The sequence below is a fragment of the Myceligenerans xiligouense genome, from assembly GCF_003814695.1.
In the GTDB taxonomy this organism is placed as follows: domain Bacteria; phylum Actinomycetota; class Actinomycetes; order Actinomycetales; family Cellulomonadaceae; genus Myceligenerans; species Myceligenerans xiligouense.
Map to the genome: position 1 here is coordinate 3,788,902 of NZ_RKQZ01000001.1, position 20,533 is coordinate 3,809,434.

Annotated in this window: 16 protein-coding genes; 6 read left to right on the forward strand and 10 right to left on the reverse strand. The window is 73.5% G+C overall.

What is annotated here, in order from left to right; all coding sequences use genetic code 11:
* Nucleotides 1–31: 31 nt before the first annotated feature.
* From EDD34_RS16630 to EDD34_RS16640, 3 genes are all read right to left on the reverse strand, one after another.
* Nucleotides 32–3,619, reverse strand: coding sequence for an ATP-dependent helicase (locus tag EDD34_RS16630; protein ID WP_425462361.1), 3,588 nt, complete (start codon nt 3,617–3,619; stop codon nt 32–34).
* A complete protein-coding gene (locus EDD34_RS16635; RefSeq protein ID WP_123815554.1) occupies nt 3,616–6,999 on the reverse strand; it encodes an ATP-dependent helicase in 3,384 nt (1,127 codons plus the stop codon). Before EDD34_RS16635 ends, EDD34_RS16630 begins: the two co-directional genes overlap by 4 nt.
* Before the next feature lie 130 nt (nt 7,000–7,129).
* Nucleotides 7,130–8,008: a DUF3152 domain-containing protein gene (locus EDD34_RS16640; RefSeq protein WP_211341618.1), complete on the reverse strand. Its 879-nt coding sequence runs from the start codon at nt 8,006–8,008 to the stop codon at nt 7,130–7,132.
* Between the two features lie 189 nt (nt 8,009–8,197).
* Between EDD34_RS16640 and EDD34_RS16645 the strand changes: the two genes are divergently transcribed.
* Nucleotides 8,198–8,419, forward strand: coding sequence for a DUF3107 domain-containing protein (locus tag EDD34_RS16645; RefSeq protein ID WP_123815556.1), 222 nt, complete (start codon nt 8,198–8,200; stop codon nt 8,417–8,419).
* 378 nt (nt 8,420–8,797) lie between these two features.
* The gene (locus EDD34_RS16650) at nt 8,798–10,417 is read left to right on the forward strand and encodes a DEAD/DEAH box helicase (protein WP_123815557.1); all 1,620 of its coding nucleotides are present in this window, start codon (nt 8,798–8,800) and stop codon (nt 10,415–10,417) included.
* A gap of 111 nt (nt 10,418–10,528) precedes the next feature.
* On the opposite strand, the gene EDD34_RS16655 is transcribed toward EDD34_RS16650, so the two are convergent.
* Nucleotides 10,529–12,127: an aminopeptidase P family protein gene (locus tag EDD34_RS16655; RefSeq protein ID WP_123815558.1), complete on the reverse strand. Its 1,599-nt coding sequence runs from the start codon at nt 12,125–12,127 to the stop codon at nt 10,529–10,531.
* Nucleotides 12,128–12,203: 76 nt separating this feature from the next.
* Nucleotides 12,204–13,040 (reverse strand): alpha/beta fold hydrolase, encoded by an 837-nt coding sequence (locus tag EDD34_RS16660; protein WP_123815559.1) that lies wholly within the window; start codon nt 13,038–13,040, stop codon nt 12,204–12,206.
* Between the two features lie 159 nt (nt 13,041–13,199).
* Here EDD34_RS16660 and EDD34_RS16665 point away from each other — a divergent pair, with 159 nt between their 5' ends.
* Nucleotides 13,200–14,069 (forward strand): PHP domain-containing protein, encoded by an 870-nt coding sequence (locus tag EDD34_RS16665; RefSeq protein WP_123815560.1) that lies wholly within the window; start codon nt 13,200–13,202, stop codon nt 14,067–14,069.
* Nucleotides 14,066–14,692, forward strand: coding sequence for a MarC family protein (locus EDD34_RS16670; RefSeq protein ID WP_123815561.1), 627 nt, complete (start codon nt 14,066–14,068; stop codon nt 14,690–14,692). The genes EDD34_RS16665 and EDD34_RS16670 overlap by 4 nt, the downstream gene beginning before the upstream one ends.
* Before the next feature lie 26 nt (nt 14,693–14,718).
* On the opposite strand, the gene EDD34_RS16675 is transcribed toward EDD34_RS16670, so the two are convergent.
* Nucleotides 14,719–15,015 (reverse strand): DUF1905 domain-containing protein, encoded by a 297-nt coding sequence (locus EDD34_RS16675; protein ID WP_123815562.1) that lies wholly within the window; start codon nt 15,013–15,015, stop codon nt 14,719–14,721.
* A 79-nt stretch (nt 15,016–15,094) separates the two neighbouring features.
* Nucleotides 15,095–15,874 carry a YflT domain-containing protein gene (locus tag EDD34_RS16680; protein WP_246012527.1) on the reverse strand — a complete coding sequence of 260 codons (780 nt, stop codon included), beginning with the start codon at nt 15,872–15,874 and terminating at the stop codon, nt 15,095–15,097.
* Between the two features lie 152 nt (nt 15,875–16,026).
* Between EDD34_RS16680 and EDD34_RS16685 the strand changes: the two genes are divergently transcribed.
* Nucleotides 16,027–17,301 (forward strand): magnesium transporter MgtE N-terminal domain-containing protein, encoded by a 1,275-nt coding sequence (locus EDD34_RS16685; protein ID WP_123815563.1) that lies wholly within the window; start codon nt 16,027–16,029, stop codon nt 17,299–17,301.
* Nucleotides 17,294–17,785, forward strand: coding sequence for a DUF1003 domain-containing protein (locus EDD34_RS16690; RefSeq protein ID WP_211341619.1), 492 nt, complete (start codon nt 17,294–17,296; stop codon nt 17,783–17,785). The genes EDD34_RS16685 and EDD34_RS16690 overlap by 8 nt, the downstream gene beginning before the upstream one ends.
* Before the next feature lie 23 nt (nt 17,786–17,808).
* Here the strand turns inward: EDD34_RS16690 and EDD34_RS16695 are convergent, their stop codons facing one another.
* Genes EDD34_RS16695 through EDD34_RS16705 form a run of 3 tightly spaced genes read right to left on the reverse strand, consistent with a single transcriptional unit; the run spans nt 17,809 to nt 20,524 of the window.
* Entirely contained in the window at nt 17,809–19,059 is a 1,251-nt protein-coding gene (locus EDD34_RS16695) for a type II toxin-antitoxin system HipA family toxin (protein ID WP_246012528.1), read from the reverse strand.
* A 28-nt stretch (nt 19,060–19,087) separates the two neighbouring features.
* Nucleotides 19,088–19,381, reverse strand: a complete 294-nt coding sequence (locus EDD34_RS16700) for a helix-turn-helix domain-containing protein (protein ID WP_246012529.1) — start codon at nt 19,379–19,381, stop codon at nt 19,088–19,090.
* A gap of 51 nt (nt 19,382–19,432) precedes the next feature.
* Complete coding sequence (locus EDD34_RS16705; RefSeq protein ID WP_123815566.1) at nt 19,433–20,524, reverse strand: LOG family protein; 1,092 nt, start codon at nt 20,522–20,524, stop codon at nt 19,433–19,435.
* Between the last annotated feature and the right edge of the window lie 9 nt (nt 20,525–20,533).

Here is a 20,533-nt window from a genome sequence, read left to right on the forward strand (position 1 = left end):
CGCGCTGCCGGCCGCCCGCGCCGCCCGCCGTTCAGGACGACGTCGGCACCTCGCCGTCGCCGCGGATCAGCGCCTCCAGTTCCGCCTCGGTGAGCAGGCGTTCCGGGCGGACCGTCGTGTCGGAGCCCAGGTAGCAGAAGGCCGCGCCGACCTTCTCCAGGGGCAGGCCCGTCCAGCGCGACCAGGCCAGCCGGTACACCGCGAGCTGCACCTCGCGGGCTGCCCGCGCGGTTTCGTCATGCGGCTCGCGGCCCGTCTTCCAGTCCACGACGACGACGCTGCCCGGCTCGCCGTCGGGGTCCGGGAAGACGGCGTCCATGCGGCAGCGCAGCATGACCCCGGCCACCGGGGTCTCGACGTCCGCCTCCACCGCGACGGGTGTGCGCGACGCCCACTCCGAGCGCAGGAACGTCTCCCGGAGCTTCGCCAGGTCGCCGTCCACGGGCAGGTCGTCGCTCTCGGCGCCGGGCAGGTCGTCGACGTCGAGCAGGGAGGCCGACCGGTAGAACTGCTCCACCCACGCGTGCAGCTGGGTGCCGCGCCGCGCGTGCACCGTCGGCTGCGTCGGGACGGGGCGCCGGAGCTGGAGGGTGAAGTCGTCGCGATCCGCCGCGAGCCGCACCAGGCCCGACGCCGACACGTGCGCCGGGAACTCCACGAGCCCCTGGTCGCGCTCGGCGCGCTCGGCCAACAGCATGGCCGTGAGCTCGACGAGGTCGTGCCCGGCGGCGTCGCGCAGCATCCCGTCCGGGGCGGTCAGGAGGCCCGACGCCGGCTGCCGGGCCGCCGATGACGCCTCGCCGGCCCGCGCCTCCGCCTCCTCACCCACCAGCATGGCCGTGGCACGCAGCACCTCCCGCGCCGAGGGCATCGACGAAGCCTGTGCCGGAGGCGCGCCCGACGGCCAGACCGCCGTCTCGGTGACCAGGTCACGAGGATTCCCGGCATCCGGATCCGGCGGGGCGACCCAGCCGTCCGTGGACACCAGACCGGCCTCGGCCAGCTCCTCCAGGAACACCGCCACCGTGCGAGGGCGTGTTGCCGTGCCCCACCAGGAACCGGTCAGCAGCAGGTCGCGGCGTGCCCGCGTGAACGCGACGTACGCGAGCCGCCGCTCCTCCGCCAGCCGGTGGGCGCCGCAGTCCTCCTTGAACTCCTCGCGCAGCGCCACGAGGTCCTTGGTGTCCGACGCGGCCTCCCACCGGAACGCCGGCAGGTCCTCGGCGTCGCCACGCAGGTGGTAGGGAACCTCGCCGAGGCCGCTCAGCCAGCCGCTCGACTTCTCGCCGGAGCGCGATCCGCGGTCCCACGCCGGGAAGACACCCCCGACCAGACCCGGCACCGCCACGACGTCCCACTCCAGCCCCTTGGCCGCGTGCGCCGTGATGATCTGGACCGCATCCGGGTCCGGCTCCCGCACCGGCATGTCGAGGCCGTTCTCCCGGGAACTCGCCACGCCCAGCCAGGCGAGGAACGCGCCGAGCGTGGCCACGTCCGCCGACTGCGCGAACGACGCGGCGACGTCGCGGAACGCGTCCAGGTGCTCGCGCCCCCGGTCGCTCACCGCGCCGGCGGCCCCCGATCCGGTGAGCGCGGCCGCCGTCACCGCCTCCACGTCCAGCCCCAGCGCCCGTTCCGCCTGGACCACCAGTTCCGGGAGCGACAGGTAGGTCAGGCCACGCATCCCTCGCAGCACCTGGGCGAGCGCCGTCAGCCGTGCGTGTCCCTCGGCGGTGAACGTCCGCCCGTCGCGAGCGGCCACGCCGGGTTCGGGCAGGTCGTCGAGGGCGTCGATGATCGAGCGGTGGTCGACGACGTCGCCCTCGACGACGGTGACGTCGTCGGAGCCGGGTTCACCGGAAGAAGGTTCACCGGAGGCGGGTTCACCTGCGCCCGCCGGGTCGTCGTCCGTGCCGGGACCGGTCCGCCGGGGATCGTCCGCGCGGGCGATGTCCGCGGCCCACGATCCCAGGGCGAGCAGGTCCGCGGCGCCGAGGTGGACGCGCGGGCCGGTGAGCAGGCGCAGCAGCGAGTCGCCGCGCGACGGGTCGTGCGCCGCCTCCAGGAGCGCCACGACGTCGACCACCTCGGGTGTGGTGAGGAGCCCGCCGAGGCCGACCACCTCGACGGGCAGGCCCGCCGAGCGCAGCGCGACCTCGACCGCGGTGAACTGGGACCGTGCCCGGCACAGGACGGCGGCCGTGACCCTGCCGCCGGTGTGGGTCCCGGGGCGCCAGCGCTCGGCCACCCACTCGGCGACGGCGGCGGCCTCCTCCTCGACGGTGGCCGCGACGTGGGCGTCCACCCGGCCGTGGCCGGCACCGGGGCGCAGGTCGAGCGGCGGGACGTGCACGCCGGATCCCGGCCCGCCGCCCGGCGTCGTACCGGATCCCGCGGCCGCGCGCAGGGGCGCGGCGACGACGTTCGCCGCGGCGAGCACAGCGGCGTCGTTCCGCCACGAGGTGGACAGGTAGTGGACTCGCGCGGCGACGCCGTCGTCCCGCCGGAACCGGTCGGGGAAACGGGCGAGGCCGGAGGCGGACGCACCGCGCCAGCCGTAGATGGACTGGTGCGGGTCGCCGACGGCGATCACGGGGTGCCCGTCGCCGAACAAGCCGGCGAGCAGCTCCACCTGCGCGTACGAGGTGTCCTGGTACTCGTCGAGCAGCACGACGGCGAACCGCGAGCGCTCGGCCGCGCCGACGGCGGGGACGGAACGGGCGAGTTCGGCGGCGAACGCGACCTGGTCGCCGAAGTCGAGCGTCTCCGTGATCCGCTTGCGGCGGCGGTACTCCACGACGAGGTCCACCAGCCGGGCGCGCTCCGACACCGAGCCGATGAGCTGCTCCACGTCCTTGGTGCGCTTGCGCTGCTTCTCACCGAGCGGGATCGACTCCAGGTGTTCCGCCATCGCGACGAGGCGGGCGCGGGCGTCGGCGGGGTCGAGCAGGTGCTCACCGAGCGCCCCGGACAGGGAGACCACCGCCGCGGTCACGGTGCTGACGGCCTTGTCGGTACCCAGATCGTCCGCCCACGACTCGACGACCTGCGACGCGAGCTGCCATTGTTCGGCCTCGCCGAGGAGCCGCGCACCGGGCTCGACGCCGAGCCGCAGCCCGTGGTCGCCCACGAGCCCGGCCGCGTACGCGTTGTAGGTGGCGATGGTGGGCCGGTCGATCGCCAGGTCCGCCGCGCCGGGCAGCGCCTCGCCCGACTCCTCGCCGAGGGCGCGGGCGAGTTGCGCGAGGCGGGTCTGGACGCGCTGGGAGAGCTCGCCGGCGGCTTTGCGGGTGAAGGTCAGGCCGAGCACCTCCTCGGGCGAGACCAGGCGGTTCGCGATGAGCCACACGACACGCGCCGCCATCGTCTCCGTCTTGCCGGACCCGGCGCCGGCGACCACGAGGGCGGGCTCCAGGGGGGCCTCGATCACGGCGGCCTGCTCGTCGGTGGGTTCGGGCCTGCCGAGCAGCCGCGCGATGGCGCGCGCGGAGAGCCGGGGGCGTCCGGCCTCCGACAGCGCCCGGTCCTGCGTATACCGCAGGTCGCCGGCCGGGCCGTCGCCGCTCGTCAGGTAGTCGTCGATGACGAGGTCGTCACCGAACAGGGCGTCCTGGCTCACTCGACCACCTTGCGCCCTTCCGGCTGCAGCGGGCAGGAACGACGCACCGAGCACATGTCACAGAGCTTGTTGCGCTGCGCCGCGAAGCTGTCCGACGCCATCGTGTCCGCCGCCCGCTCGACGACCTCCTGTGCCCACGTCCCGCCCTCCGGTCCGGGCTCGAGCGCCGGCTGGTCCCGGACGGTCGCACCGGCCGACGGAGTGCCGACGTACACCAGGCTCGCGCCCTTGCTGACCGTGCCCTCGGGCAGGTCGAGGGCGTTCTGCTCCACCGCGAGCTGGTAGGCCCCGAGCTGCGGGTTCTCGGCTGCCTCGGCCTTCGACTGCGCCGACTTGCCGGTCTTCAGGTCCGCGACCCGCACCGCGCCCTCACCGGCGTCCTCGACCCGGTCGACCTGTCCGCGCAGGCGCGCACGCCCCACGCGCAGGTCGAAGTCCGCCTCGACGAGCAGCGGCTCGCCGGATCCCGCCAGGTAGGCGGCAAGCCGCTCGACCATCTGCTCGGCACGCCCCCGCAGCTGCCGGGACGGCCAGCCCTCGGGCAGCGCGAGTTCCGGCCAGCGCCGGTCCAGCTCCGCCTTCAGCTCGTGCAGGGAGCCCCGCGGCATGTCCTGGGCGATGGAGTGCAGCAGGGTGCCGAGGCTCTGGTGCGTGGCGTCCGGCGCGGTCCCCCCGGCCGCCTCGAACACCCAGCGCAGGGCACACGTCGTCACCGTCTCCACCTTCGACGGCGACACGGTCACCGTCTGGCGAGGGCCCCACAGCGGCGCGTCGCTGGACGCCCCGGCCACGCCGTACCAGGTGGTCGGGTCGGCCTCCGCGATCCCCGCGGCCGCCAGGTCGGCCAGCAGCCGGGCAGCGGCCCGCGCGGACTCGCCGATGGCGGCGGGCGGCGGGTCGTCCTGCGGCTCCGCTCCGTCCGACAGCTCCGCTCCGTCCTGCGGCCCCGGCGGGCGTGCCGTGACCGCCCGCACGAGTTCCGCTCGCGCGGCCGCCACGACCCCGCGCAGATCGAGCGGCGGGCCGACGACGACGCGACGCGGGTCCGGGCCCTCTCCGTCGTCGTCACGCGGGGAAATGAGGTCGCAGAAGACACTCGGTGCGTCCTCGGCGTCCTCGACGGCCGTCACCAGCAGCCGGCGCCGGGCACGGGACGTCGCGACGGCGAACGCGCGCAGCTCGTCCGCGAGCACTTGGCGGCGGGCCTCGGCGCCGTGCACCCGGGCGTCGTCGGCGCGCCCGGCGTGCAGCTCGACCAGCGCCTGCGAGCCGAGCAGCGAGTCCCGCAGCCGCAGATCGGGCCACACCCCGTCCTGCACCCCCGCCACCACCACGACATCCCACTCCCGCCCGGCAGCGCCCGCCGGAGTGAGGGCCTCGACCGCGCCCGCCCCGGAGCCGGACGCCGCGAGCGAGTCGGCCGGCAGGTCCTGCGACTCCAGGTAGTCCACGAACGCCGACACCGGTGCGCCCGGCATCCGGTCCACGAACGTCTCCGCGGCGCGGAACAGCGCGAGCACGGCGTCCAGGTCGCGGTCGGCGCGCAGGGCGCCGGGCCCGCCGCCCAGGGCGTACTTGCGCCAGCGCTCGGCGAGTCCGGTGGCATCCCAGACCGACCAGAGCACCGTCTGAGCCGTCGCACCCGGCTCGGCCGCCGCCGCTCGGCCGGCCGCGAGCACGCTCGCCACCCGCACCGGCGCCTGCCGCACCGCTTCGGGAAGCAGCCCCGCCCGGGCCGGGTCACCGAGCACCTCCACGAGCAGCGCGTCCGAGGTGCGCCCGCCCCCGTCGGCCAGTTCCTCCGAGCGCAGGGCACGCCGCAGCCGGCGCAGCGCCACCGCGTCGAGCCCGCCGACCGGCGAGGTGAGCAGGAGGGCAGCCGTCTCCGCATCGAGGGACCCGGCCGTCGCGCCGTCGATCTCCGAGGCGAGGAGCGCCTCCAGGCTGCCGCGCGGCGCACCCGCGGCCACGCGGGCGGCCGCGAGCAGGGGCGCGACCGCCGGCTCGTCCCGCAGCGGCAGGTCCGAGCCGAGCAACGCGACCGGCACCGAGGCCGACGCCAGCTCCCGGCGCAGCGCGGCCAGCCGAGTGCCGCTTCGCGCGATCACCGCCATGCGTTCCCACGGCGTGCCGTGCAGGAGGTGTTCGGCCCGCAGCTCGCGCGCGATCCACGCGGCCTCCTGCGCGGTACCGGGCAGCACCGCCACCCGTACCGCTTCGGTGGCGCCCTCCCCCGCGTCCCGGGAGTCCGCCCCGGTGCCGCCCTCGTCCGGCTCCGCCTCGGGCCGTGCCGCCGCGCGCCGGTGCAGCACGCTCGCGAGCACGGGGATCCGCCCCGTCACGGCGCGCGTCACCTCGCGGAGCACGGCACCTTGCCGCCACGCCGTCCCGAGCACCACCGTCGCGGCGTCGAACGCGCCCACGGGCCCTGGCCTCGCGGCGGCACGCCCCACGAGCCCCGGCGCGGCACCGCGGAACCCCTGCACGGCACTGTCCGGATCGCCCAGGAGCACGAGGCGGGCGCCGTCCTCGTGCAGGACGTGCAGGAACCGGGCGGTGGCGGCCGTCGCCTCCTGGTAGTCGTCCACCACGACCACGTCCCACGTGAGGCGCGGCAGGCCGGGCAGGTCCCGCTCCCAGGAGCGCAGCGCGTGCGTCGCCTCGTCCACGACGACGGCGGGGTCGTACCGGGCACCCGTGTCCGGCGTGCCCGACCGCAGCGTCATGACATCGAGGTACTCCTCGTACAACCGCGCCGCCATCACCCACTCCGGCCGGTCGTGCGACCGGCCCAGGCGATGCAGCTCCACCGGGCCGAGACCGCGCTCTGCGGCACGCATGAGCAGGTCACGCAGTTCCTGACGCAGCCCGCGCAGCGACAGCGAGTCCGCCGGCAGGCCGGGAGGCAGCTCCAGACCGGCGCCCTCGCCGTCCGCGTGCCCGGCCAGCAGCTCGGCCAGGATCAGATCCTGCTCCGGCCCCGAGACCAGGGTGGGCGGCGGCGCGTCGAGCGCGAGCTCCCGGGTGCGCAGGATCGAGAACGCCGCCGACGCCGCCGTGCGCACCATGGGCGCCCCGACCGTCCGGCCCGCCCGTGCCGCGACATCGTCCCGCATCCGCGCCGCCGACCGCCGCGACGCCGCCAGTACCAGCACCCGTTCCGGTGACACACCGGCCCGCAGCGCCTGGACGGCGACCTGCGCCGCCACCGTCGTCTTCCCCGTGCCGGGTGCGCCCGCGACCACGGTGACCGGCCGGGACAGCGCGGCCTCGACCGCCTCGGCCTGGGTGTCGTCGAGCACGCGAGCGACGGCGCCGCGCGGATCCTGCCCGGGCGGCACCAGCCGGAGTCTCGGAAGTGCTGTGGTCACGCGGAGCATCTCATCACGAGACACTGACACCGCACTCCCACCACAGCCCGCGCGGCGTGTACGTGCCGCGACCCGCCACCGCGACCCGACGGAGCGGCTCGCCCCGTCCGCCGCCGGTCCGCACGACCGGCGAGCCCCGTCAGCCCTTGCCGGGCGCCGGCCACGGCTGGGGACGGCAGCCCTGGGTGGACAGGGTCTGCTGAAGCATCACCGTGGCTCGCTTCCCCTTGCCCGCGCACTCGTCGTGCGGATGCCCGATGACGTGTCCCACCTCGTGGTTCACCAGGTACTGCCGATACCGCGCGTCGCTCTCCCAGGCGTCCGAACCATCGACCCACCGCCGGAAGTTCAGCACGGCCGTGCCGATCACCCCGCACGAGAGCGTGCCGCCCGTGTCCAGCGGGTGGCACAGTTCGTCGGTGGTCGTCGGGCCGGCCAGCACGACGCGGAAGTCGTAGTCGTCGGAGTCCGTCCGCGCGAACGTCACACCGTCCACGGACGACCAGCCGCGCGGATCGTTCAGCGTCGCCATGACGGCGTCCGCGAAGATGCCCTGGTCGACCGGGAGCCCGCGCTCCACGGCGACCCGCACCCGCAGCACCTCGCCGTCGCCGGGTGCGCGCTCGCGGCCCGGCACGGTCCGCAGCTTCCCGGACGCCTTCCGCGGCACCTCGGCGTCATCGAGCAGTCCCGAACCCGGGTCGGGCACGGGGCTCGGCTCGGGTGCCCGGCGCGCCGCCCGCTCCGGCGCCGTCCTCGACGCGCTCGGCGCCGCGCCCGGTGCCGTGTCCGAGGGCTCCGTGGCCGACGACGGCGCGGCCGCCGCGTCGACGAGCGTGTTCTCCTCGTGGGTGACTCCGGCCTCGGCCCCGGAGACCTGGTCGAGGAACCCCTGCACCGCGGCCCGCGACTCCGCGGGTCGCTGGTACGCCGTCGCCGCCGCGCCCGCGCTCACTCCGACCACCAGCACGAGCAGCAGTGCGAGGGCGGACCGACCGGGACGGGGAACCTTCTGCACGAGAACATCGTGCCACGAGGTCACGAACCGGTCACGCGCGGGCATCACGGATCGGCACGGAGATGTTCCCGCATCGGCCCTCGGCGAAACCGCACGATCCGTGACGCCCGCCGTGGTTAGGATCGCGACGAGCCGGGATCCCCCGGCGACCCGCCGCCCGCCCGAGTCCGGGCACGTGAAGGAGTGAACGTGGAAGTCACCATCGGTGTGCAGCACCTACCGCGCGAGGTCGTCGTCGAGACCGAGGAGGCGGCCGACGCCATCGCCGCCGCGGTGCGCAAGGCCCTGCCCGACGGCGTCCTGGAGCTCACCGACACACGCGGCCGCCGCGTCGTGATCCCCGCACAGCACGTCGGCTACGTCGAGATCGGCACGGAGGAGCAGCGCAAGGTCGGCTTCGGCTCCCTCTGAGCCGGGCCCCGCGTAGGCCGCCGACGGGAGCCGCGGCGTCGGCCGGGCCGGTTCGGCCAGGTCGGCGGCCAGGCCGGCCGGTCCGCGGTCAGCGACCGCGGCGCCTGGCCTCGCCGCGAGCGAGCCCCGCCGCCTCGGGAGGCGGCGCCGATAACGCCGCGGCAACGTCGACCGCGTACCATGAGCTACGTAATCGGTTGCCCGGTCGTCCTGTTCACGACTTCCGACTCCGCGCTCCGGCCGTCCGGCCGCCCCGCGGGACGTGCAGCCCGCAGCGCCACGTGGGCGCCGGGCGCGCGACGAATATTCACGATCGGCTGCCGCACGAACGGCGCGTGCCGACGCCCGCAGGGGGCCAGTTGCCGCGCCGACGAGTAGATGAAGGCGCCAGTGACCACCATCGACAGCCCGGCCGCAAGCACGGCCGAGACCGTTTCCGATTCCCCCGACTTCAGTTCGCCCTCCGCGATCCAGGCACAGAACGTGACGTTCGCGGACTTCGGAGTCCGCGAGGAGATCATCGATGCCCTGCGGGACTCCGGCATCACCCACCCGTTCCCCATCCAGGCGATGACGCTCCCGGTCGCGATGAGCGGCCACGACATCATCGGCCAGGCGAAGACCGGAACCGGCAAGACGCTCGGCTTCGGCGTCCCGCTGCTGCACCGCATCGTCACCCCCGGCGAGGAAGGCTACGACCAGCTCGTCGCGCCGGGCAAGCCGCAGGCGGTCGTCGTCGTCCCCACGCGTGAGCTCGCGGTACAGGTCGCGAACGACCTGGCCACAGCCTCCGCGAAGCGCTCGGTGCGCATCGTCCAGGTGTACGGCGGCCGCGCGTACGAGCCGCAGATCGAGTCGCTGAGGCAGGGTGTCGACGTCGTCGTCGGCACGCCGGGGCGCATGATCGACCTGATGAACCAGGGACATCTCACCCTGCTGCGGGCCGGCACGGTGGTGCTGGACGAGGCCGACGAGATGCTCGACCTGGGCTTCCTGCCCGATGTCGAGAAGATCCTCTCCCGCACGCCCGCCCAGCGGCACACCATGCTGTTCAGCGCCACGATGCCGGGTGCCGTGGTGAGCATGGCCCGCCGGTACATGAAGCAGCCCACGCACATCCGTGCCGCCGACCCGGACGAGGGCTTCACGGTCAAGAACATCGCGCAGGTCGTGTACCGGGCGCACGCGCTGGACAAGGTGGAGGTGCTCGCGCGCATCCTCCAGGCGGAGGGCCGGGGCCGGACCATCGTGTTCGCCCGGACCAAGCGCACCGCCGCCAAGGTCGCCGACGACCTCCGCGAGCGCGGGTTCGCCGCCGGTGCCATCCACGGCGACCTCGGTCAGGGAGCCCGCGAGCAGGCGCTGCGCGCGTTCCGCAACGAGAAGATCGACGTGCTCGTCGCCACCGACGTCGCTGCCCGCGGCATCGACGTCGACGACGTCACCCACGTGGTCAACTACCAGTGCCCGGAGGACGAGCGCACCTACCTGCACCGCACCGGCCGTACGGGCCGCGCGGGCAACAAGGGCACGGCCGTCACCTTCGTGGACTGGGACGACGTCCCCCGCTGGCGGCTCATCGACAAGGCGCTGGAGCTCGACATCCCGGAGCCGGTCGAGACCTACTCGACGTCCCCGCACCTGTACTCCGACCTCACCATCCCCGAGGGCACCAAGGGCCGCCTCCCCCAGGAGAAGCGCGTGCTCGAAGGGCTCGAGGGCGAAAGGCTCGAGGATCTCGGCGAGACCGGCAAGCGCACGAGCTCGGGCAGCCATGGCCGGAGCGGCTCGTCGTCGGGCGGGCCTCGCGGGCGCGGCAGCCGTTCGGGCGGCAATTCGGGCGATCGCGGCCGGAACGGTTCGTCCGACAGCCCTCGCTCCTCGGACGGCGCGGCGGGCGAGAAGCCCGAGGCCGACGGCACCCAGAACCGCCGCCGTACCCGGAACCGCCGCCGTACCCGCGGCGGCCGCCCGGCCACCCCGCCCTCGGAGAGCTGACGCTCCGCTCGGAGAGCTGACGCTCCGCTCGGAGAGCTGACCCTCCGCTCCCGTTACCGCCACCCGAGCGACGACGCCCGCGCGGCGGTAACGGGGCCGGTCAGCACCGCGTCACCGACGGAGGCCGGACATCCAGGCCTCGACAGCCTCCGGGTCGCGGGGCAGGGCCGCCGACAGGTTCTCGTTGCCGTCCGCGGTGATCAGCACGTCGTCCTCGATGCGGACGCCGATGCCGCGGTACTCCTGCGGCACGGCGAGATCGTCCGCCTTGAAGTAGAGGCCCGGCTCGATCGTGAACACCATGCCCGGCGTCAGCACGCCGTCCAGGTACATCTCGCGCCGCGCCTGCGCGCAGTCGTGCACGTCCAGGCCCAGGTGGTGGCTCGTGCCGTGCACCATCCAGCGCCGGTGCTGCTGCCCGTTGTCGCCGAGCGCCTCCGCGGCGGTCACGCCGTCGGGCAGCAGCCCCCACTCCTCGAGCCGCGCCGCGATGACCTCCATCGCCGCGGTGTGCACGTCACGGAACTTCGCGCCGGGCCTGGCCACGGCGAACGCCGCGTCGGCCGCGTCCAGCACGGCCTGGTAGATGCGCCGCTGCACGTCGCTGTACTCGCCGGACACCGGCAGCGTGCGCGTCACGTCCGCCGTGTACAGGGAGTCCACCTCGACGCCGCCGTCGAGCAGCACCATGTCGCCCTCGTGCACCTCGCCGTCGTTGCGGATCCAGTGCAGCGTCGTCGCGTGGTCGCCGGCGGCCGCGATGGTCTCGTAGCCCACCGCGTTGCCCTCGAGCCGGGCGTTCGCGTCGAACGTCGTCTCGATGACCCGCTCGCCGCGCCGGTGGGCCACCGCCCGGGGCAGCTCCCGCACCACGGCCTCGAAGCCCTCGATCGTGCGGGCCACGGCCTCGCGCAGGTGCTCGATCTCCAGCTCGTCCTTGAGCAGCCGGATCTCGGAGGCCGCCTCGACGAGCGCGGCGTCGTCCACGGTGCCGGACGACGTGGTCGCGGTGGCCTCGGCCGTGGCCTCCGCCTCGGCGCGCTCGGCCAGGTCCAGGCCCGCCTCGGCCCGGATGGCGTCGACCAGGGTCTCGACCTCCTCGTCCGCCCCGGTCACGACCAGCAGCACGACGCCGCCCCCGCCGACGTCCTTGGCCAGGGCGTCCTTCAGCTCGTCGACGTGGCGGGCCTCGATACCCGTCAGCGTCTCGACGTCGGCCAGGGTCGGCCGGGCACCCACCCAGAACTCGCCGTAGCGCGCGTCGGCGAAGAACTCCTCGTTGTCGCGCGGGGCCAGCGGCCGCACGTACAGCACGGCGTGGTGGTTCGACGGCGTACCGTCCGCCGCGGGATCGCCGGTTCCCTCCTCGACCGGGTGCAGCACGAGGACGGCGTCCGGCTCCTGGTCCGTGCCGAGGCCGGTGAGGTGCGCGAACGCCGAGTGCGGGCGGAACCGGTAGTCCGTGTCGTTGGACCGGGTGCGCAGCGGACCGGCCGGGATCACCAGCCGCGCGCCGGGCAGCCGGGCGGAGAGCGCGGCACGTCGGGTGGCCGTGAAGGGCACCGCGCGTGACGCGGTGACGCCCAGGTCCGCGCGCGGCGCCCACTGCGACATCACGAAGTTCTTGAAGGCCTGCGAGGCCGGGCGCTGCGACCGGTTGGTTCCCCGCTCCTCGATGGACTGATCGGACGAGGTGGTGTTCTCGCTCATGCCATCAGTCTCGCACCCGCGTGCGTTCTCCCGGAACCGGCTCAGGCGGTCCGCCGCGCGGGCCGATGCCGGACGGTCAGGCGCCGCCCGCGGCCGGCCGCGGCGCGGAGAACGTCGCCAGCGCGCGGGTCAGCACGTGGTTGAACGACGCCGGTGCGTCGGTGTTGACGTTGTGCCCCGCGCGGGGAACGACCACCAGCTCCGCGTCACGGGCAGCCTTGACGTGCCGCCGCTCCTCGAGCCGCATGTGGTCGCGCGCGCCGTTGACCAGCCACACCGGGGCGTCCACCCGACGCAGGTCGGCGAGGGAGGACCATCCCGCCAGGTGGGTCAGCGCGTCCGTCACCACGTTCCAGCCCGGCTGGTGGGGCTCGGCGGCCCCGCCGGGCGCCACGGTGACCTCCCGCAGGTCGGCGCCACCCGGGGTGAGCGATCCCCGGCCGGCCGGCGAGCGCCGGAACTGCGGGTTGCTCCGGACGACGTCGGACACCCGGGACACGACGGTCCGGACGCCGGCGGCCGCGTCGACGAGACCCTGCGCGAGGTCACGATAGAGCGCGACCGGCTTGCCCTTGGGGTCGGACGTGCAGGCGGACGCGACCAGGCCGGCGAGGTGCGCGGTGTGCGAGGTGCGGCGGGCGGCCCAGGCGAGTGAGGTGTAGCCGCCGAGGCTCAGGCCCACGACGGCGACCCGCCGGCCCGGCCCGAACCCGGCCACGGCGTCGTCGATCACCTCGAACGCTCGCCGCAGCGTGAACCGCTCGTCGCGGAGGGCGCCGTGCGCGGGGAGGTCCACGGCGGTCGCGTCGTGGCCGAGGAGGCGTACGTGAGCCACCTGCTCCCGCCAGATCGCCGACGAGGTGCGCATGCCGTGCACGAAGACGACGGCGGGCAGGGCGGGCTCGGAGTTCATGGGAGCCATGGTGCGACAGCGGCCTGTCGAGCAGGCGACGCGCGGGGGCAGTCGTTGTGAAGACCGGGTGCGTCCCGGACGTCCCGCCCAGCGGTGGCGTGCCGGACGTCACGCCCCGCGCGGGACCGGGGCGGAGCCCCGTAACTCTAGACTCGATCCGTGATCGACCTCCACACCCATTCCACGGCGTCGGACGGCACCGACACCCCGGCTCAGGTGATGAAGGTCGCCGCCGCCGCGGGTCTGACCGTCGTCGCGCTGACCGACCACGACACCACCGCCGGCTGGGACGAGGCTGCCGTGGCCGCGTCCGCCGCGGGGGTGGCGCTCGTGCGCGGCATCGAGATCTCGGCGCACGCGCTCGTGGGGGCACGTCCCGTGGGCGTCCACGTTCTCGCCTACCTGCACGACCCCGAGCACGCCGGGCTGCTGGCGGAACTCGCCAGGACGCGCGAGTCCCGCGCCACGCGCGCGGAACGGATGACGGGGATGCTCGCCGAGGACTACCCGATCACCTGGCAGGACGTGCTGGAGCAGACGGAGCCCGGGACCACGATCGGCCGGCCGCACCTCGCCGACGCCCTGGTCGCCGCGGGGGCGGTCGCCGACCGTGACGAGGCGTTCGCCACCATGCTCCACACGGGGAGCCGGTACTACGCGCCGCACTACGCACCGGACGCGGCCGACGTCGTCCGCCTCGTGCGCGACGCCGGCGGCGTCCCCGTCTTCGCCCATCCGGGGGCGGACGGCCGGGGGCGGATCGTGCCCGACCAGACGATCACCGATCTCGCCCACGCCGGCCTGGCCGGGCTCGAGGTGGATCACCGCGACCACGACAGCGAGGCGAGGCGGCGGCTCACCGCGCTGGCCGACGACCTCGGCCTGCTGGTCACCGGCTCGAGCGACTACCACGGGCGCGGGAAGACGAACCTGATCGGGGAGAACACGACCGCGCCGGAGGTGCTGGCGGAGATCGAGAAGCAGGGTGCCCGCGCCGTGCTGCGGCCGGAAGCGGAAGACCGCGCATGAACGAGCTGCTCGCGCTCTTCGCGACCGTGTTCGTGACGCTGTTCGTGATCATGGACCCGCCGGGCACCGTGCCCGTGTTCCTGGGCCTGACCAGCAGCATGGACCACAAGCGCCGCAACCGGGCCGCGCGGCAGGCGATCCTTGTGTCGTTCCTGGTGGTCGTCATCTTCGCGGTGTTCGGCAAGTACGTGCTGGCCTACATGGGCATCTCGCTGCCGGCGCTGCGCGCGGCGGGCGGCCTGCTGCTGCTGTTCGTGGCGATGGAGTTGCTGACGGGCAAGGCGGAGGAGCCGTCCGCGTCGGCGAACACGAACGTCGCGATGGTTCCCCTGGGCACCCCGCTGCTCGCCGGGCCGGGCACGATCGTCGCCACCATGGTGTTCGTCGAGGAGCACGCGGACCTCGCGTCCTGGGCCGTGATCGGTGCCGGCGTCGTCGCGGTGCACGTGTGCGTGTGGTTGTCGATGCGGTTCGCGAACATCATCCAGCGCGTCCTCCGGGACGACGGCGTCACCCTGGTCACCCGCATCGCCGGCGTGCTGCTGGCCGCGATCGCGGTGCAGATGATCGCGACGGCGGTGACCCAGTTCGTCACGGACCCGGCGGTCCTGACGGGGCACTGACGCGAGGCCGGGCGCCGGGACGGACGTCAGTGGTCCAGGGTCTCCAGCGTGACGGCGACCGGCTCATCCGGCGTCAGCGACTCCCTGGTGCGGACCGACTTCTTCATCGGCAGCACGTAGCCGCTCTCCCGGTCCGACGGGAAGACCGACGTCCGCCAGGTGGTCGACCCCACCGTGACCTTGACCCGGATCGACCCGAACCCGCGCGGCGGCAGGGGAAGGTCGGCCAGTTCGTCGGACACGTCGGCCGGGACCGAGACGAACCACCAGGCCTCGGTCCGGGCCTCCCACTGCCACAGCGGAGCGCTGAAGGATGCACGCACGCCATGGATCGTATGCCCTGGCCGGGCCGCGACGCACCGCACGCCGACGCCGCGTTCGCCACGGCGCCGGCGTCCGTGCTCAGCTCTGGCCGCCGGACGAGTCGTCGTTCTTGACGTCGTCCTTGGCGTCGTCCTCCGGGCGCATCGCGCCGTAGCGGGGCTTGCCCTCCGGGGTGACGAATCGCGGGTCCGGCTTCCGGGGCGCCGGGGGCGTCGCGCCCGCCGAGTCCTGGCCGCCGGGCGCGACGCCCGGTTCCGGGACCACACCTCCGGCGGACATCCCCTGAGCCGCTCCCGGACCGGCCGTCCCCTGACCGGCGGCCCCGAACGCCCCCCGTCCGCCCCCCGGGAGCATGCTCCCCGACGGCCGCCCCACGCCGCTCGGGGACTCCAGCAGCATCGACCGCGCGTCGGCGGCGTGGTCGTGCGCGCAGAGGATCGCGTACGTCGCGGCGACGATCTGGGACGACGACGTGAAGTCGCGCCGCCCGCCCGTGAACGCGTACGACAGCACGCTGAACAGCAGCCCGAATCCGGCACCGAGCCCGATACCGACGAACAGCACCCCGCCCCCGCCGTCGCCGGCGAAGAAGGTGAGCAGAAGGCCGACGAAGAGGCCGAACCAGGCCCCGGACAGCACACCGGCCAGCGCCACGCGGCCGTAGGTGAGGCGTCCGGTGACGCGTTCGACCATGCGCAGGTCGGTGCCGACGATGGTGACGTTCTCGACGGGGAACTTGTGGTCGGACAGGTAGTCGACGGCCTGCTGCGCCTGGAGGTAGGTCGCGTACGCGGCGACCTCGTCTCCGGCGGGCAGGGTGGGGACCTTGGGGATCGCGCCCGGGCGGGACATGCTCATCCGCACAGTTTCCCGTACTTCCCTGAGTATCGCGAGGAACCGGCGGCCGAGTCCGCCGCGGGCGGAACTCGCCGGCGGGCCGCGGGCCGCTCGGTGGCGCGCCGGACCGTGACCTCCGGCGTGTGCCGCACCCGCGGCGTAGCCTGACCACCATGAGCTCCAGTTCCCCGGTGTTCGTGGCACGCCTGGCCGGTACGGCGGTCTTCGACCCGATCGGGGACCAGGTGGGGCGGGTGCGTGACGTCGTCGTCCTGATGCGCACGAACCGGCCGCCGCGTGCGGTCGGCCTGGTCGTGGAGGTTCCTGGACGACGGCGCGTCTTCCTCCCCCTCACTCGTGTGACGAGCATCGACCCGGGTCAGGTGATCAGTACGGGCCTGGTGAACATGCGCCGGTTCGAGCAGCGGGCCATGGAGTCGCTGGTGCTGGGTGAACTGCTCGACCGCCGGGTGCGGTTCACGGACGGGTCGGGCGAGGCGACCGTGGAGGACGTCGCCGTCACGCGGCAGCGCTCGGGCGACTGGCTGGTGGACCAGCTCTTCGTGCGGCGCCGCCCGGAGCGGGTCGCGCCGCTGTCGCTGCGCCGCCGGGGATCGACGCTGACGGTGCCGGTGAGCGACGTGACCGGACTGGCGCGGACCGACGTCGACCAGGGGGCGGCGCGGCTGCTCGAGGCGTACGAGAACATGCGTGCCGCCGATCTCGCGGACGCGCTCCACGAGCTCGGCCCGGCCCGGCGCGTCGAGGTGGCGCGCGCGCTCGACGACGAGCGCCTGGCCGACGTCCTGGAGGAACTGCCGGAGGACGACCAGGTGGCGATCGTCACCGAGCTCGACCTGGGCCGCGCGGCGGACGTGCTGGAGGCGATGGAGCCCGACGACGCGGCCGACCTGCTCAACGAGCTGCCGGACGCGCAGGCGGACGACCTGCTGGCCCTCATGGAGCCGGAGGAGGCGGCCGACGTCCGCCGCCTGCTGGAGTACGGCGAGGACACGGCCGGCGGCCTGATGACGACGGAGCCGGTCATCCTCGGCGCGGACGACACGATCGCGATGGCGCTGGCGCAGCTCCGGCGCAAGGAGCTGCCGCCGGCGCTGGCCGCGATGGTGTTCGTGGTGCGGCCGCCGATGGAGACGCCGACGGGCCGGTTCCTCGGGGTGGGGCACTTCCAGCGGCTGCTGCGCGAGCCGCCGCACGCCTCGATGGCCTCGGTGCTGGACTCGGACTCGCACTGGTGGCTGACGCCGGACGCGCCGGTGGGACGGGTGACGCGGCTGATGGCCGCCTACGACTTCCTCGCGCTGCCGGTGCTGGATCCGAAACGCCGGCTGCTGGGTGTGGTGACGGTGGACGACGTGCTCGACCACATCCTCCCCGACGACTGGCGCGAGTCCCACGACGAGGGACTGGAGGAGTCGAGTGGCTGACCGTCTCGACCGGCCGAAGGCCGCCGGGTTCCACCGCCCGCGCCTCGACCCGGACCTCGTGGGCAGGAGCGCGGAGAAGTTCGCGCGGTTCATGGGGACGGGCCAGTTCCTCATGTGGATGACGCTGTTCGTCATCCTGTGGGTCACGCTCAACGTGGTCGCGCTGTGGGGGCTGCGGTGGGATCCCTACCCGTTCATCCTGCTCAACCTGTTCTTCTCGATACAGGCGTCGTACGCGGCGCCGCTGATCCTGCTCGCGCAGAACCGCCAGGACGACCGCGACCGCGTCCTCGCCGAGCAGGACCGCCGGCGCGGAGAGCGTGCCCTCGCGGACACGGAGTACCTGGCGCGCGAGATGGCGTCCCTCCGCATGCTCCTGAGCGAGGTCGCGACCCGCGACTACGTCCGCTCGGAACTCCGCAGCCTCCTGGAGGAACTGGACGAGCGGCGGGAGCGGAACGGCGAGAGTCGTCCGGATCACTGATCGCCGCGTCGCTGTGACGGCCTTCAGGTCGCCGCCTGCGCCGCTCGCCGCCTGTCGAACTCCTTCATGATCCGCTCGCGGATCAAGGCCGCGGTGCCGTCGTAGTCATCGATGTCGTCGAGAGCGGCGGAGAACGCTGCGGGCACCAACTCGGTCATCTCCGCCACACGTTCGAGAACGACGGACTCGTCCAGTCCAGCAGTCCCGGCAAACCTCCGCCAGGCGTCGGTGTCGACCTCGTCCAGCAGGAACGTGCCCCCGACACTCATGGACACCACACGACGTCCGTTCGAGGGGGATTCATACGCGAACCCGGAGGCCATGTCGTACAACGGCGCGAGGGTCACGTCGTCGCCGGCGAGCATGACGGCATAGTTCCGCGCATGGGCGTCGGGAGCACCGGCGACGACGTTGAAGATCAACCCATCCACGAAACGAGCGACGTTCTGTCGCGCCAGCGCCGGTGTGGCGGATGAGTCGCGCAGCAGTTCCACGATGTCGAGCGCGGAGGGTCCGCCGAACTCCTCGTACTTCTCATCGTTCCCGATCGCCTGGCACAGATCTTCCTGGTGCAGCCGCACAACACCGCCGTCGACCATGTGCTCCCGGTCGAACCTGGTCACGACGACCGCGTCCTGCGACTTGAACGACGTGAAGTCGGTCTCCGCGGCATCGACACCCAGTGCGACGGCCGCACGCATCGTCACATGCTCGTCGAGCGCCTGGCCTCTCAGCTTGCGGATGCCGGGCTTCACGATGTGGGTGGTTGCCTCGGATCCGTGTGCCACGTACCAGCGCCCATCCTGCCGACGAAGCGCGAACTTCTGCTGAGTTCCCCCGAGCGACCAGTGCTCGCCCGGCATCAGCCACGAGGCGTTCTCATCGGTGTCCATCTCGTCGAGACGCATCTCGATATCGCCATCGCTGCATGGCTCAAGGCTGCCCTCGCGCCTGCTCACGGACTCGATCTCGTCGTCGGTGCAGAATTGCACCGCTCCACCACAGTCCTTGCCGATCGCCGACAGCAGGGAGAGCGTGTCACTGGTATCGACCCGATACCGCCGGCCGATCGCTCGAAGCGCGCCGTCGTTCTCCGGGAGCAATCCCTGAAGGAACCGCTCGACCGCACCACCTCCGTGGACGGACCCGTCCAGAGGCAGCGACAGCGACAGCGGCGTCGCCCCGACATGCTGAACATCCGCGTGATACCGCAGCCGGAGCACACCGGACCGGGTGCGCGTCAGGTCCGCGACATGCCGGCCCTCGAGCAGCACGGCCAGATGGTTGGGTCCGGTCGTCATCTCAGTCTGCCCCCAGGTCGTCTCGGATCGTGAGGCTGGCGTCCAGCTCGTCGAGCACGCGCATCAGACGGCCGACCTCGAGCCCTTCGGTCTGCCCTCGCTCCAGTCCGACCACCCACTGCCGCGAGACTCCCGCCCGGTCGGCCAGTTCCGACTGTGACAGCCCACGGTCCAGGCGCAAACGTCGGACCGACCGCCCGAGCCGCGGAAGCGAGCGCGCATTGAGAACGTTCCGTCCAGCATTCACGATGTCATGATACGACGACACCGCAGCAATGTCGCCGTACCGTGACACCGCGCCGATGTCACGGCACGGCGACATCAGACATCGACGTCGTCATCGACGTCACTCCGCCAGGAGCGGGACCACCTCGGTGATCGTGTCGACCAGGTGCAGGTGGGCGGACATGTCGCGGTCCGCGGCGAGGGCGCTCAGCAGGTCCCACGCCGGCAGTTCCCGGGTCCAGAAGTCCTTGCCCACCAGGACCATCGGAGCCACCGACGACGCATCGGCGTAGTAGTTCTCGCAGGCGTCCTGGAAGACCTCCTGCACCGTGCCCGCAGCGCCCGGGAGGAACACGATGCCCCGGTTCGCGCACTCCAGGAGCACCGCCTCCCGGATCGCGTTGCTGAAGTACTTCGCGATCCGCGTGGCGAAGGGGTTCGGCGGTTCGTGTCCGTAGTGCCAGGTCGGGATGCCGATGCTGTCAGCGCCGCCCGGCCACGTGTCGATCACGTCCAGCGCGGCCGTCGCCCAGCGCTGGACCGACGGCGTGAACGACGGCGCCTGGGCCAGCATCGCGAGCGCCTTGTCGAGATCTGCCGGCGCGTGCGGGGCCAGGAAGGCACCCAGGTTGGCCGCCTCCATCGCCCCGGGCCCGCCGCCCGTGGCGACGGTGAGCTCCGCGCGGGTGAGCTCGTAGGCGAGGCTAGCGGCGTCTGCGTACGCGGCGGACCCGCGCGTGAGCGAGTGCCCGCCCATGATCCCGACCACCTGCCGCCCGGTCAGCGTGGCCGCGAGCGCGTCGTCGACGGCGTGGTCGTGCAGCGCCTGCGCGAGCGTGAGTTCGCGCGACCGTGGCTGCCGCGACCACGCGTAGGCGCGGGCGTCCGGCGTGGTCTCGTACCCGTCCGCGATCCCGTCGTACAGCTCGCGCGCGGTGTACAGCCCGGGCCGGTAGGAGTCGACAGGGCTTCCCGGGACCTGCGGGAACACGAGCGCTCCGCGCTCCCGGACCGACTCCTCGTCCGGCCTGTTCAGCGTGCAGCCGAGGAACAGCGCGCCGGCCACGTCGAGCGACCGGATGGCCGCGGTCTGGCCGGTCAGGTCGAGGGACTGGAGATGCCATCCGTACATCGACCGGGTGCCGGCGGCCACGCGCGCGGTGAAGTCGTCGAGGGACTCGACGTCGACGGTCTGACCGTGATGGGGGCGCATGTCCGGAAC